Here is a 13691-nt window from a genome sequence, read left to right as displayed (position 1 = left end):
TGCGCCGGGTGCCGTTGGCTTGCAATTACTTCGCGCGCACGACGGCAAAGAGCTCGTCGGGCAGGTCGGCGGTGCCGTTGATCAGGTCGAGGAAGGGGATTTCGATCTCCGCCGAAGTCCTGTCGTCGCTACGCTTGAGATTGGTTTCGGTGACCTCGGTGCCGGAAATGCGGATGGTGACAGCATGGCCTGTGAAGAAGGCTTCCACCATCTGCTTGGTTTCGGCATCCATGTCGTCGCTGGAGCCGAGCTCGCCGGTCAGTTCTGCGGTGGGCAGGGCGACGCGGACGAGGCCGGGACCGGCGGATGTGAAGAAGAGAGCGTTTTCTTCGCCTTCGAGCGCCGCCAGCTCTTCAAACGTGCCTTCTTCGACGAGGGTGCAGGTGGCGCTGCCATCAGCATTTTCGACCAGCGCGCCTTCGGAGCAGAATTCGCTGGTGGCGGTTTCGCTCTCGGAGGCGTTCATCTTGAACATGGCGTAGAAATCGGCCGACATGACCTGGGTCAGCGTCGCCTTGGCCGTGGTTTCGCTGGTGACTTCGACATCCACGGTTGCGTCGATGCAACCCGCAAGCGAGGCGCCGAGCATGAGCATGGCACCCAGTTTGGCGATGGTCTTGAATACCATGAAAGTCTCCTGCGGCCGATTTGCCGGCAATCTAGGCACTTGCCCACGAGGCGGCAAGTTGGCCTAGAAATTACCTGTGAGGAGGCGCCAGCCGGCCAGGACCAGAACCACGAAGGCCGCGGCCAGCACTGCCAAAAGGGCACTGTTGATGAAGCGGTTGGGCTGGTTTCTGGCCATCATGACGCGGTGTTCGGCCATGGTCAGCTCGGCTTCGGCGATGAGGACAGGCACGCGCCCCAGAGCTTCGCTCATGCGGGTAAAGTGACCGGCAAGCTCTTCGAGGCGGCCGACAGGACCTTCCTCGCGGCGCAGCCAATCGCCCACGACGGGTTCGGCCACCGTCCAGATATCGAGGTCGGGATCGAGGTTTCGCGCCACGCCTTCGACCAGCACCATGGACTTTTGCAGGAGGACCAGCTCGGGGCGGGTCTGCATGTCAAAGAGTTCGGTGATGACGAAGAGCTGGCCCAGAACCTTGGCCATGGAAATGTCGGCGGCGGTGCGGCCATGCAGCGGTTCGCCGATCGAACGGATGGCGAGGGTAAAGTCGTCGACCGACTGATGCTTTGGCACATAGCCGATGTCGAAGTGGCGCTGGGCGACGAGGTGATAGTCGCGGGTGATGAAGCCGAAGAGAATATCGGCGAGGAATTTGCGCTCGCGTTTTGAGATACGGCCCATGATGCCGAAATCGACGGCAATGACATCGCCCGTTTTCGGATCGGCGAAGAGATTGCCCGGATGCATGTCGGCGTGGAAGAAGCCGTCGCGGATGGCGTGGCGCAGGAAGGACTGCAGCAGTTTTGCGGCCAGCGCCTTACGATCGATCCCAGCCGCGTCCATGGCGGCAAGATCGCGGATCGGGATGCCATCGACCCAGGTGGTGGTGAGAACGTTTTGCGCGACCTGGTCCCACTGTACGTCGGGGATGATGAAGCCGGTGTCGTTTTTGATGTTTTCCGCCATCTCGGAAATGGCAGCCGCTTCGAGCCGCAGGTCGAGTTCGATGCGCATCGAATGGTCGAGGGTCTTGACGACCTCGGTGGGCTTCAAGCGTCGGCTCGAAGGCGCAAACATTTCGGCCAGATGCGCGCCGGCATACAGCGCCTGGGTGTCGGAATGGAAACGCTCGGACACGCCGGGGCGCAGCATTTTTATGGCCACGGTTTTGGGCACTGCGCCGGGCTGGCGCAGCTTTGCCTTATGCACCTGGGCGATGGAGGCGGCCGCGATGGGTTCGCTAATCTCGGTAAGAAGGTCCGCCTTGGGGCCGAGGGCCGTGGACAAAATGCCGGGGACCAGCGCCGGGTCGAAGGGCGGCATGCGGTCTTGCAGGCCCGAGAGATCGGCGGCGGCTTGCGGGCCGACGATATCGGGGCGGGTGGCGAGGGTCTGGCCGAACTTTACAAAACTCGGGCCGAGCTTGTTGAGGGCGGCGTTGAGCCGATCGACACGGCCGGTTTTTCTAACGCTTGGACGCTCGACGATACGCGCGAGGCCAATGCCGAGCTTCATCGAGGGCGGCAGCGATTCGGCGGGAAGCACGGAGAAGGCGCCTTCGCGCGCCAGCACCCAGCCGGCGTGGAAAAGGCGGAAATAAGAGCCGAGACCCATGCCTTAAATCTTCCAGCCCGAAAACAGCGTCGCGATATTGCCCGAGAAAGCGGTGTGCTTCGTGCGCTTGAAGCCAGCCGTGTCGAGCATGGCGGTAAAGCGCGCGGGATCGGGGAATTTGCGGATCGATTCGACGAGATATTGATAGGGCTGCGCATCGCCGGTGACGGCGCGGCCCATGGGCGGAATGACCGTGTCGGAAAAGGCGCGATAGACCGCGTCGAAGCCGGGTACGTCGACCTGGGAAAATTCGAGGACGAGAATCCGGCCGCCGCGTTTTAGCACGCGATGGGCTTCGTTGAGGGCGAGCTGGATACGCGGCACATTGCGGATGCCGAAAGCGATCGTATAGGCGTCGAAACTATTGCTCTCGAAGGGCAGCTTTTCGGCATTGGCTTCGACGAAACTGGCCTGCGAGGGATAGCGCCAGGTCTTGGCGCGCTCGGCGCCGACGCGCAGCATGTCCGAATTGATGTCGGAGACGACGACTTCCGCATAGCCATGCGAGGCATTGACGATGCGCTCGGCGACGTCGCCGGTGCCGCCAGCCATATCAAGCACCTTATAGCCGCGGCTGCCGAGGCGGGGCGGGGCGAGATCGGCGATCATCGCGTCTTTCCAGAGGCGGTGAATGCCAAAGCTCATGAGGTCATTCATGAGGTCATAGCGGTCCGCGACGTCGTGAAAGACCTTGTTGACGAGGCCCTGCTTGTCCTCGAGCGCCACGGTCTGTTCGCCGAAATGGGTGGTTTCGCGCGCCTCGGTCATGGCTCACGCCTCTTTGCTGGACTATTGAAGACATCCACATGGGATCGGCGCGCACCATATATAAGGCGCGATGAAAAGCCCATGGCGCAAGAACGCGCAGGGTAAAGGAGATTCTGGTGCCCGAACTGCCCGAGGTAGAAACCGTCCGACGCGGGCTCGAGCCCTGGCTGCTGCATGCGCGTATAGACAAGGTGGAGCTGCGCCGTCCGGACCTGCGCTTTCCCTTTCCAACGGGGCTGGCGGAAAAGGTAACGGGCGCGACAGTGACCAATGTCGGGCGCCGGGCAAAATACCTGCTCATGACCCTCGACAACGGTTTTACCATTTTGAGCCATCTGGGGATGACCGGCTCCTGGCGCTTTGCCGAGCACGGCATCGACAAGCCACCGCGCTATTATGAGCCGGGGACCGAGCCGAAACACGATCATCTCATTTTTTCGATCGATCATCCCGAGCACGGCAAGAGCCACCTTATTTATGCCGATCCCCGGCGGTTCGGGTTTTTGGACCTGTTCGAGCGACCCGAGGATTCTTCCTATTTGAAGGACCTGGGGCCGGAACCGCTCGGCAATGATTTCAATGCCGAGGAAATGGCCGCGGCTTTCAAGGGCAAGAAGGCGCCGATAAAGGCGGCCTTGCTCGACCAGCGAGTCGTGGCGGGGCTCGGCAATATCTATGTCGCCGAGGCACTGCATCGGGCCCATATCCTGCCGACGGTCGAAGCGCGAAGCCTTCTCACCAAAGCCGAAAAACCCAAAAAGGCGCTGGAGGACCTGTCCTATGCGGTGCGTGAAGTGCTCATAGAAGCGATCGAGGTGGGTGGCTCGACGCTGCGCGATTTCAGAAATGCGGAGGGCGGTTCTGGCTATTTCCAGCACCGCTTTGCGGTCTATGACCGGGAAGGGGAGCCATGTCCGACGCCTCTGTGCACCGGGACCGTGGAGCGCATCGTGCAGTCGGGGCGCTCGACATTCTTTTGCCCGGTGTGCCAGAAGGCGCCCTGAGGCACGCCAGATGCGGGCTTTGGCGACAGAGTCCTGTTGACGCCCCGGCGCCTTTCCCCTATAGACCGCCCAACTTGGCGGCAGTCGAAAGCCGCCGATTTCATTTTACCCCGGACGCCTGCGACTTTGTACGCTTGTTGGCCGGTTGGACGCTAAAGAGGACCGTTATGGCCAATACGCCTTCAGCCAAAAAGGCTACCCGCAAGATTGCAGCCCGCACCGCTGTCAACAAGTCGCGTCGTAGCCGCGTTCGTACCTTCATCCGCAAGGTCGAAGAAGCGATCACCGCTGGCGATCACGCCGTTGCTTTCGCGGCCCTCAAGGCTGCCGAACCGGAAATCAACCGCGCTGCGACCAAGGGCATCGTTCATGCCAACCTCGCAGCTCGCAAGGTCAGCCGCCTCAATAGCCGCGTGAAGGCCCTCCAGGCCTAAGCGCAGGATCTGAAGCGGCGCCCTCAAGGCAGACGCGACAGAAGAAACGGGCTCCGCAAGGAGCCCTTTTTCTTTACTAGTCGAACGGGCAAGTTTTTCGTCGTGGCGTCGTCACATTTCATTTCCGTGACGGTGTGGTAGAATGCCTCACCTTTGGGCAGCAAAGCGGAAAGCGCTTGAGATTTAACAGGTTACCCGAGGAATCGGAGCGCCGTTAAACCGCGTTCAAATCGACATAAAATCGGCGGTATCAGGGGAAGAGAATAATTTTTTCATCCTTTATTAAAGGGACGAAAAAGCGATTCTGCATTGAGTCACAGGCTCTTGTGGAAAGGCAATTTTGCACCTCGCCCGAGGGTAAAATCTCTGTCTCCGAGTCAAGACCCTATTTCATCGATTCACCAGTTGCGGGGCCAAAACCAACCCCCTAAAGTGAACTGGTCAGCACGGAAAAGCGGGGCTCGAAAAGACCCCGGCACGGTGTGGACACGATCACTTCGGGCAAGAGTTTGGGGGCTGTCTCGGCACACGAGGCTGGAACAGCATGGGCTGGTTATGACCTTTTTGACGGAACGGTGTGCTGCCGGATTCCTTCGGGGTGGCACTGCGTATTAGTCCTTCGGCCGTCCGGCCGACACCACGACATTGATTGATTGGGGCCATGGCAGGGAACTGTCGCGGTCGATGTTTCTCCTCTCCGGAGAAGCAAGGAATTGCTCGTCTCTTAAACGGAGCGGCGGGCGCGAGAACAACAAGCTTCGGCGGCATGCGGACCGCACGGGCAAAACGAAACAGGGCTAAATAATGATGCGACAGGCAATCGCAGGACGGGATGACTGGTCAGTGGCCGCCTCTCCTTCCTCCTCTTCCGTCAACCAGAGTGGCGACCCTGTCATGAGCGAAAATTCCCCCGCCGCCACCCAGCGCGATCTCTGGATGCGTGTGCGCGCCCGCCTCAAGGCGGCCGTCGGCGAGGATGTCTTTACCTCCTGGTTTGCACGGCTTGAGCTTGAAGAGCTCGTCGACGACCTGGTGCACCTTTCGGCGCCCACGCGCTTCCTCTGCTCCTGGGTGCAATCCAATTATTCCGACCGCATCGTCGAAGCCTTTCGCCACGACGTTCCCGATGCGGCGCGCCTCCATGTAACCCTGCGCGTCAATGGCCAGGCCCGCCCGCGCCTGGCCACGGCGCCGGTCGTTGCTGCCGAGCCGGCCGAAGAAGCGCCGGTCGCCAAGCCTGCCGCGCAGGCTGCCGCCGTCGAAACGCCGGTCGCCCGCCTCGTGCCGCAGCCGGCGCAAAAGGGCGATGCCCTCGCCGGTAGCGCCATCGATTCCCGCATGACCTTCGACACCTTCGTGTCGGGCGAAGCCAATGAAATGGCTTTTGGGGTCGCCAAACAGATCGCCAATGCGGCGATCAACAACACCGTCACCTTCAATCCGGTCTATATCCACTCGACCGTGGGCCTTGGCAAATCGCACCTCTTGAATGCCATCGCCCATGCCGTCAGCCAGGCGGATAGTTCGAAAAACATCGTCTACCTGACCGCCGACCACTTTATGTACCACTTCATCACCGCCGTTCAGCGCCAGTCGGCGCTCGGCTTCAAGGAGTGGCTGCGCAAGGTCGACCTTCTCCTCATCGACGACATGCAGTTCCTGCAGGGCAAGTCGGCCACCGAATTCGGCCACACGCTCGGCGCGCTTCTTACGGGCGCCAAGCAGGTCGTCGTGGCTGGCGATGCGCCGCCGCGCGATCTCGAAATGCTCGATGAGCGCGTGCGTTCGCGTCTCTCCGGCGGCCTCGTCGTGCCGATCTCGACCTTCGACATGGACTTGCGCCGCGCCATCGTGCAGCGCCGTGCGGACCAGTCGACCGCCCGCTTCGGCATGCACTTCCCGCCGGCCGTGCTCGATTATGTTGCCCGTGCAGTCACGAGCCATGGCCGCGATCTCGATGGCGCCGTCAATCGCCTCGTTGCTGCCAACCAGCTGACAGGCGAACTGATCACCGTGCCGCTGGCCGAAAAGACCCTGGCCGACCTGATCCGGGCTCGCGACGCCAAGCGCGTCCGCATCGAAGACATTCTCAAAATTGTCTCGCGCCACTACAAGGTGCCGCGCAACGAGCTGCTGTCGGCCCGCCGCTCGCGCGACGTGGTGCGTCCGCGCCAGATCGCCATGTATCTGGCCAAGGCGCTGACCAGCCGTTCGCTGCCGGAAATCGGTCGCCGCTTCGGGGGCAGGGACCACACGACCGTGCTTCACTCGGTGCGCAAGGTGGAACAGATGATCAAGGATGACCTGGAACTCGGCCAGGAAATCGAACTCCTGAAGCGCATGCTCGAAGAATAGCTCGCAGGCTCGGGCAAACTCGATACCCCCTTCTCCCTTTGCGGGAGAAGGTGTCCGAAGGGCGGATGAGGGGTATTCTTGCTGCGCCCCTTACGCGCTCCTCTGCGGAGGATAGAATACCCCTCACCCTGGAAAATCCGCTGAACGCGGACTTTCCTGTCCCTCTCCCGCAAGGGGCGAGGGGGGGCCGGGGGTGTTGTGTCTTCCCTGCGACAATCCCCAAAGCTCTCGCCAATGACAGAACTGTGCCTTGATCTCGCCGGGGCCGACCGGCACCCATGAGCGCATGATCCGATTTGCCGCTCTTTTTGTCGCCCTTTTCCTTGCCCAGCCCGTTCTGGCACAGGGCCTTTCCGCCGAAGCCATTGCCAAGCAGAACCGGGCCATCGCCATTCGGGTGCAGCAGCAATTGATGTCCTGCTGGATCGTGCCGCCGGGCGAGGAAGACCAGCGCCTGGCGCTCGATATTGCCTTTTTCGGCGACGGGCGGCTCGATGGCGAGGTGATGCTTTCCCCGGAATCGGCCAAGGCGGCGAGCAAGCGCGGCGTTCTGACCGACAGCATTCTGGCGGCGGTGGATCGCTGCGTACCCTTTGAAGGGCTCGAGGCGCTGGGCGCCGATGCGGAGGAGCGCTTTTCGGTGACCGTCTATTTCCAGAGCTGATCCACAGTTTGGGCGCGGTGAATGGTCGCGCTGGCCTTGCCAACCTCTTACGAGAATGTAAACGTCCCTGCCCGGCCTTGGCCGGATTGCTGCGCTTTTTTGGGATAGATGCCGAATATGAAAGTCACGCTCGAACGCAACCATCTGCTCAAGTCGCTGAGCCATGTGCATCGGGTTGTGGAACGCCGCAACACCTATCCCATCCTCGCCAACGTGCTGTTCAAGGCCAGCGAGGATCATGTCGAACTGCGCGCCACCGACCTCGATATCGAGGTGACGGAGAGCGTGCCCGCCATGGTTTCCACACCGGGCACGACGACGGTCCCGGCGCATACGCTCTATGAAATCGTGCGAAAACTGGCCGACGGCGCCGAAGTGCGGCTCGAGACCGATGGCGGGGAGAACATGGTTCTCACCTCCGGCCGCTCGCGCTTTAACCTCGCATGTTTGTCTCCGGACTCGTTCCCCGATTTGAAGTCGGGCGCTTTCGCCCATGAATTCGACGTCTCGGCGGCGCTGCTGCGTGAACTGATCGAGCGCACCCAGTTCGCTATTTCGAACGAAGAGACGCGCTATTATCTCAACGGCATCTATTTCCACGCCGTCGATAATTCCCAGAGCGGCCCGCTGTTCCGCGCTGTGGCGACGGACGGCCACCGCATGGCCCGCGCCGAAATCGCTGCCCCCGCAGGCGCGACCGGCATGAGCGGCATCATCGTGCCGAAGAAGACCGTGGGCGAAGTCCAGAAACTGCTCGATGGCGTCGATGGCGACGTGCATGTGGAAGTTTCGGACACGAAGATCCGCTTCACCGTCGGCCCGGTCGTGCTGCTTTCCAAGCTGATCGAGGGCACGTTCCCCGATTATGATCGCGTGACCCCGAAGAACAATGACAAGCAGATGCTGGTCGATCGCGGCGCCTTTGCCGTGGCCGTCGATCGCGTCTCGACCATTGCCTCGGATCGCGGCGGCAAGGCGGTCAAGCTGCAGGCCCACGATGGTCTCCTCGAACTCTCGGTGACCAATCCGGATCACGGCACGGCGAGCGAAGAGCTGGCGGTCGATTTCGACATCGATGCCTTCGAGATCGGCTTCAATGCCCGGTATCTCCTCGACATCATCACCCAGATCCGCTCGGAAAGCGCCGTCTTCCTCTTCAACGACGCCAATTCGCCGACGCTGGTCAAGGAAGAGGGTGAGGCAAACGCGCTTTATGTGCTGATGCCGATGCGCGTGTGATTTTATTGAAGTGAAGGCCCCCTCACCCCAACCGAATTCGCTTGCGAATTCGGTGTGCCCTGCGGGCCGACCTCTCCCCCAAAGGGAGAGGTGTCGCTTCGCGACTTTGGCACACTCCCACCTGTCCCTTGGGGGAGAGGTCGCCGCGAAGCTCACCGAATTCGCTTTTACGAATTTGGTTGGGGTGAGGGGGCCTTCCTCAAGCGGGCCAAAAAAATGATCCGCCACATCTCCCGCCTCCGGCTATCCGCCTTCCGCAACTATGCCGCTGCGGCGCTCGATCTTGATGAGCGCCACGTCGTGCTGACCGGGCCCAATGGTTCGGGAAAAACCAATCTCCTCGAGGCGGTTTCCGTGCTCTCGCCGGGGCGCGGGCTGCGTGGCGCCAGTTTTGAAACTTTACAGCAGCAGGGCTCGGATACGAGCTGGGCCGTGGCGGCGACCATTGAGACCGATGACGGGCCGGCCGATATCGGCACCGGCGCCCTGCCAGATGGCGGGCGGCGGGTGCGGGTCAATGGCGCCAATGCGCGCTCGATTGAAGCCATGAGCGACTATCTGCGCGTGCTCTGGCTGACCCCAAGCATGGATGGGCTCTTTTCCGGGCCTGCGGGCGAGCGGCGGCGGTTTCTCGACCGGCTGGTGACGACGCTGATCCCCTCACACTCTTCGGCGGTCTCGGACTATGAAAAGGCCATGCGGCAGCGCAACAAGCTGCTCGAAGAGGGGTCCGACTTGCGCTGGCTCAATGCCGTGGAAGTGCAGATGGCCGAGCTTGGTGCGTCCATTCACCTCAATCGGGCGGATAGTCTGGCCCATCTCCAGGCGCTGATCGCCGAAAGCCTCGATGATGCCAGTTTCCCGGCGGCAAGGCTGTCGCTGACGCCACTGTTTGAAGATGGCGCCGAGGCGACCACCTCGGCTGAGCTTGAGGCTCTCTTGGCGCAGCGCTGGCATGCGGCGCGCGGGCTTGATCGGGCGGCCGGACGCACCACATCAGGTCCACACCGGGTCGACCTGGAAGTCCTCCATGCGCAAAAGCACATGCCGGCAGCTCTGGGCTCGACCGGGGAGCAGAAGGCGCTTCTTATTGGCCTGATCCTGGCCCATGCGCGTCTGGTGCGCCTGCGGACCGGTATCGTGCCGTTCCTCCTCCTCGACGAGATTGCGGCGCACCTCGATCCCGATCGCCGACGGGCCTTGTTCCTGGCTCTCGATGGGCTCGAAACGCAGTGTTTTCTGACCGGGACAGACACGGTGCTGTTCGAGGCGCTGGAGGACCGGGCACAGCGTTTTACGGTACGCGAAGGTCGCGTGGCACGGGACTAGTTTTCTATTCCTCTCCCTCTCGGGGAGTGGGTGGATCGCGCGAAGCGCGAGACGGGTGAGGGTGTGTAAAACACCCCAGAATCCCCCTCATCCGGCGCTGCGCGCCACCTTCTCCCCGAGGGGGAGAAGAATGGTGCGAAACCGGGCATCCTTATGCCCAGCAAAAGCCATGAAAACCGGCAATTTTCTTGGGGATTGAGCCCCCTTCCGCTAGAACAGAAACAAGTTCAAAGAGACTGATTCGGACCCCATGAGCGATAGCGAAAATCCGACCCCGAACGAGTATGGCGCCGATAGCATCAAGGTGCTGAAAGGGCTCGATGCCGTGCGCAAGCGCCCTGGCATGTATATCGGGGATACGGATGACGGTTCGGGCCTGCATCACATGGTCTATGAGGTGGTCGACAACGCCATCGACGAGGCCCTGGCCGGCCATGCCGACCTCGTGACCGTGACGCTCAATGCCGACGGCTCCTGCTCGGTCAACGACAATGGCCGCGGCATCCCCGTGGGCATCCACAAGGACGAAGGCGTCTCGGCGGCCGAGGTCATCATGACCCAGCTCCATGCTGGCGGCAAATTCGACCAGAACTCCTACAAGGTTTCCGGCGGTCTCCACGGCGTGGGCGTTTCCGTGGTGAACGCGCTTTCGGTCTTCTTGAAGCTCAATATTCGCCGCGATGGCGAAGTGCATGAGATGAGCTTTACCCATGGCGTCGCCGATGCGCCGCTTAAGGTCGTGGGCTCCTATGTCGAGAACAGGCAGCCGGGCACTTATGAAGGGCGCTCGGGCTCGGAAATCACCTTCCTGCCCTCGACCGACACCTTCACCATGGTCGAGTTCGATTTCAAGACGCTCGAACACCGCCTGCGCGAACTGGCTTTTTTGAATTCCGGTGTGCGTATCCTGCTACGCGATCACCGCCATCCCGAGCCGGTCGAGGTTGAGCTCTTCTATGAGGGCGGGTTGGAGGCCTTCGTAAGATATCTCGACAAGTCCAAGGCGCCGGTGATCGAAAAGCCGATCACCATGGTCTCGGAAAAGGACGGCATCACCGTCGAAGTGGCGCTGCAGTGGAACGACAGCTACCACGAGAACGTGCTGTGCTTCACCAACAACATCCCGCAGCGCGATGGCGGTACGCACCTCGCGGGCCTGCGCGGTGCGCTGACGCGCCAGGTGACGGGCTATGCGACCTCGTCGGGCATTGCCAAGAAGGAAAAGGTCGAACTCTCGGGTGACGATACCCGCGAAGGTCTGACCTGCGTGCTGTCCGTAAAGGTACCTGACCCGAAATTTTCGAGCCAGACCAAGGACAAGCTGGTTTCCTCCGAAGTGCGCCCCGTTGTCGAAAACATCGTCAACGAGAAGCTCGGCCAGTGGTTCGAAGAGCACCCGAACGAAGCCAAGGTCATCGTCGGCAAGGTGGTGGAAGCCGCTGCCGCCCGCGAAGCCGCCCGCAAGGCGCGCGAACTCACCCGCCGTAAGGGCGCGCTCGAAATCTCTTCGCTCCCGGGCAAGCTTGCCGATTGCCAGGAACGCGACCCCGCCAAGTCGGAAATTTTCATCGTCGAAGGCGACTCGGCAGGTGGATCGGCCAAGCAAGGCCGCGATCGCTCCAATCAGGCAGTGCTGCCGCTGCGCGGAAAAATTCTCAATGTGGAGCGCGCGCGCTTCGATCGCATGATCTCGTCCGACCAGGTCGGCACGCTGATCACCGCGCTCGGCACCGGCATCGGCCGCGAAGAGTTCAACGCCGACAAACTGCGCTATCACAAGATCATCATCATGACGGACGCCGACGTCGACGGCGCCCATATCCGTACGCTGCTGCTGACCTTCTTCTATCGGCAGACGCCGGAACTGCTGGAACGCGGTCACATCTATATCGCGCAGCCGCCGCTCTATAAGGCGACGCGCGGCCGCTCGGAACAATATCTGAAGGACGAGCGGGCCCTCGAGGACTATCTCCTCAGTGCCGGTCTCGACGAAGCCGTGTTCACGACGCGCGATGGCGTCGAGCATGCCGGGCCGGACCTCATGGCTATCCTGCAGCAGGCGCGCGACATCGACTATGCCATCAAGAATCTCAATACGCGCTACAACAGGAACCTGGTTGAACAGGCCGCGATTGTCGGTGGGCTCGATCCCGAAGGCATGGCCGACCCCGAAAAGAGCGCCGAGACGCTGAAGCGTGTTGGCAACCGCCTCGACCGTATTTCGGACGAGCTGGAACGCGGCTGGAGCGGTGTCGTCACCGACGAGGACGCGCTGGCCTTCTCGCGCACCGTGCGTGGCGTGACGGAAACCCACCAGATCGACCGGGCGCTATTGCAGTCGGCCGACGCGCGCAAGCTGCGGCAGTTGGCAGGGCGCCTCGACGAGCTCTTTGGCGGCGTTCCGACGCTGAAGCGCAAGGGCGAGACGATTTCCATTTTCGGGCCGAGCTCGCTATTCAAGGCCGTCACCGATGCCGGCCGCAAGGGCGTTTCGCTGCAGCGCTATAAAGGTCTTGGCGAAATGAACGCCGAGCAGCTCTGGGAAACGACGCTTGACCCCAATGCCCGCACGCTGTTGCGTGTCGAAATCGACGAAACCAGCGAAGCCGACGAAATTTTTACCGCCCTCATGGGCGACCTCGTCGAACCGCGCCGCGAATTCATCCAGGACAATGCACTCAACGTGAGCAATCTGGACGTCTGAGAGCCGTGCCGAAGGCAAAATCTCCCCGGTGGGGAGATTTTAGGCGAGCAGGCCATGAGAGCTACGCTCGAATGGCAGCCGGCCCGCAGGGACAAATCGCTCCGGTGGAGCGATTTGAGCAGGCTAGGCCATGAGAGCTACGCTCGAATGGCGCCGGCCTTTGAACACTGGGGACGCAATGCACGACGAAGAAATCGAATTGCGGGGCGGGCAGGTCAACAGGGTTGTCCGCCTTGGTGACACGGTGCGCCGGACGATGAGCTGGGATCGCAGCTTGGTTCATCAGGCGCTGCGCCATCTCGAAGCCGTGGGGTTTGACGGGGCGCCGCGGTATCTGGGGTTGGATGATCTCGGCCGTGAGATACTGACTTATCTGCCCAGCGACCTGCCAGCCGATGCTGACGGCTTTTCCGATGCGCAGCATGTGGCCGCAGCGGCGCTGCTCAGAAAATTCCACGATGCGACGGAGAGTTTTGCGCCCGTACGAGACCTTGGCGCTGAAATCCTCTGTCACAATGACTGGACGCCCAGCAACACCGTGTTTCGCGGGACCATGCCCTACGCGATGATCGACTTCGATACGGTGGCGCCGGGGACGCGGCTTTGGGATGTATCCTATAGCGCCTGGACCTGGCTTGATCTCGGCGATCCCGCTTTTTCGCCGGAAGAGCAGTTGCGGCGCTTGAAAGTCTTTTGCGAGAGTTACGGCCATCCGTCCTGCACTGTGGCGCATGTGGCAGCCTATATGCCGACGCGGCAGGCGGGGCGGGCGCGCTGGGCGCGGGATCGAAACATGCGCGAGGGCGAGGCCTGGGCGCTGAAGTGCATGTACTGGACGGTTCAATATCTGACCGAGCGTGTCCATCCGACGGGTCTGCCCGAGGCTTGATCCTTCAGCCGGGACTGCCGCATCGTTCACCGGGCTGGACCAATCCGTTCCGATTGGGCGCCT

The 13691-nt window shown here is 61.6% G+C and carries 11 protein-coding genes; 8 read left to right on the top strand and 3 right to left on the bottom strand.

From position 1 onward, the window contains the following. Positions 1 to 25: 25 nt before the first annotated feature. The 3 genes from J7557_RS17360 to ubiE all read right to left on the bottom strand — a co-directional run bounded on the left by J7557_RS17360 (position 26) and on the right by ubiE (position 3010). Positions 26 to 628 (bottom strand): hypothetical protein, encoded by a 603-nt coding sequence (locus J7557_RS17360; RefSeq protein ID WP_291421299.1) that lies wholly within the window; start codon positions 626 to 628, stop codon positions 26 to 28. A 63-nt stretch (positions 629 to 691) separates the two neighbouring features. Then, positions 692 to 2242 (bottom strand): 2-polyprenylphenol 6-hydroxylase, encoded by a 1551-nt coding sequence (gene ubiB, locus J7557_RS17355; protein ID WP_291421298.1) that lies wholly within the window; start codon positions 2240 to 2242, stop codon positions 692 to 694. A 3-nt stretch (positions 2243 to 2245) separates the two neighbouring features. After that, positions 2246 to 3010, bottom strand: coding sequence for a bifunctional demethylmenaquinone methyltransferase/2-methoxy-6-polyprenyl-1,4-benzoquinol methylase UbiE (gene ubiE / locus J7557_RS17350; protein WP_291421297.1), 765 nt, complete (start codon positions 3008 to 3010; stop codon positions 2246 to 2248). 116 nt (positions 3011 to 3126) lie between these two features. Here ubiE and mutM point away from each other — a divergent pair, with 116 nt between their 5' ends. The 8 genes from mutM to J7557_RS17310 all read left to right on the top strand — a co-directional run bounded on the left by mutM (position 3127) and on the right by J7557_RS17310 (position 13628). Next, a complete protein-coding gene (gene mutM, locus J7557_RS17345; RefSeq protein ID WP_291421296.1) occupies positions 3127 to 4014 on the top strand; it encodes a bifunctional DNA-formamidopyrimidine glycosylase/DNA-(apurinic or apyrimidinic site) lyase in 888 nt (295 codons plus the stop codon). A gap of 167 nt (positions 4015 to 4181) precedes the next feature. Next, positions 4182 to 4448, top strand: coding sequence for a 30S ribosomal protein S20 (rpsT, locus tag J7557_RS17340; protein WP_035080045.1), 267 nt, complete (start codon positions 4182 to 4184; stop codon positions 4446 to 4448). Positions 4449 to 5342: 894 nt separating this feature from the next. Next, positions 5343 to 6803 carry a chromosomal replication initiator protein DnaA gene (gene dnaA, locus J7557_RS17335; RefSeq protein WP_291421295.1) on the top strand — a complete coding sequence of 487 codons (1461 nt, stop codon included), beginning with the start codon at positions 5343 to 5345 and terminating at the stop codon, positions 6801 to 6803. 250 nt (positions 6804 to 7053) lie between these two features. After that, a complete protein-coding gene (locus J7557_RS17330) occupies positions 7054 to 7467 on the top strand; it encodes a hypothetical protein (RefSeq protein WP_291421294.1) in 414 nt (137 codons plus the stop codon). A gap of 117 nt (positions 7468 to 7584) precedes the next feature. Next, on the top strand, positions 7585 to 8706 hold the full coding sequence (gene dnaN, locus J7557_RS17325) for a DNA polymerase III subunit beta (protein WP_291421293.1): 1122 nt from the start codon (positions 7585 to 7587) through the stop codon (positions 8704 to 8706). Positions 8707 to 8922: 216 nt separating this feature from the next. Beyond that, positions 8923 to 10035, top strand: coding sequence for a DNA replication/repair protein RecF (gene recF / locus J7557_RS17320; protein ID WP_291421292.1), 1113 nt, complete (start codon positions 8923 to 8925; stop codon positions 10033 to 10035). A gap of 250 nt (positions 10036 to 10285) precedes the next feature. Beyond that, positions 10286 to 12739: a DNA topoisomerase (ATP-hydrolyzing) subunit B gene (gene gyrB, locus J7557_RS17315; RefSeq protein WP_291421291.1), complete on the top strand. Its 2454-nt coding sequence runs from the start codon at positions 10286 to 10288 to the stop codon at positions 12737 to 12739. 178 nt (positions 12740 to 12917) lie between these two features. Continuing rightward, positions 12918 to 13628, top strand: coding sequence for a phosphotransferase (locus J7557_RS17310; RefSeq protein WP_291421290.1), 711 nt, complete (start codon positions 12918 to 12920; stop codon positions 13626 to 13628). The last annotated feature ends 63 nt before the right edge of the window (positions 13629 to 13691 follow it).

Source organism: Devosia sp. (assembly GCF_017744655.1).
Taxonomy (GTDB): Bacteria; Pseudomonadota; Alphaproteobacteria; order Rhizobiales; family Devosiaceae; genus Devosia.
The sequence above is the reverse complement of the archived record's forward strand: the minus strand, read 5'-3'. Positions and strand labels throughout refer to the sequence as shown.

What these genes read in the sequence shown, in the direction of transcription:
- gyrB (WP_291421291.1), top strand. Translation starts at nt 10,286, where the DNA reads ATGAGCGATAGCGAAAATCCGACCCCGAACGAGTATGGCGCCGATAGC.
- ubiE (WP_291421297.1), bottom strand. Translation starts at nt 3,010, where the DNA reads ATGACCGAGGCGCGCGAAACCACCCATTTCGGCGAACAGACCGTGGCG.
- dnaA (WP_291421295.1), top strand. Translation starts at nt 5,343, where the DNA reads ATGAGCGAAAATTCCCCCGCCGCCACCCAGCGCGATCTCTGGATGCGT.
- dnaN (WP_291421293.1), top strand. Translation starts at nt 7,585, where the DNA reads ATGAAAGTCACGCTCGAACGCAACCATCTGCTCAAGTCGCTGAGCCAT.
- ubiB (WP_291421298.1), bottom strand. Translation starts at nt 2,242, where the DNA reads ATGGGTCTCGGCTCTTATTTCCGCCTTTTCCACGCCGGCTGGGTGCTG.
- recF (WP_291421292.1), top strand. Translation starts at nt 8,923, where the DNA reads ATGATCCGCCACATCTCCCGCCTCCGGCTATCCGCCTTCCGCAACTAT.
- J7557_RS17360 (WP_291421299.1), bottom strand. Translation starts at nt 628, where the DNA reads ATGGTATTCAAGACCATCGCCAAACTGGGTGCCATGCTCATGCTCGGC.
- rpsT (WP_035080045.1), top strand. Translation starts at nt 4,182, where the DNA reads ATGGCCAATACGCCTTCAGCCAAAAAGGCTACCCGCAAGATTGCAGCC.
- J7557_RS17310 (WP_291421290.1), top strand. Translation starts at nt 12,918, where the DNA reads ATGCACGACGAAGAAATCGAATTGCGGGGCGGGCAGGTCAACAGGGTT.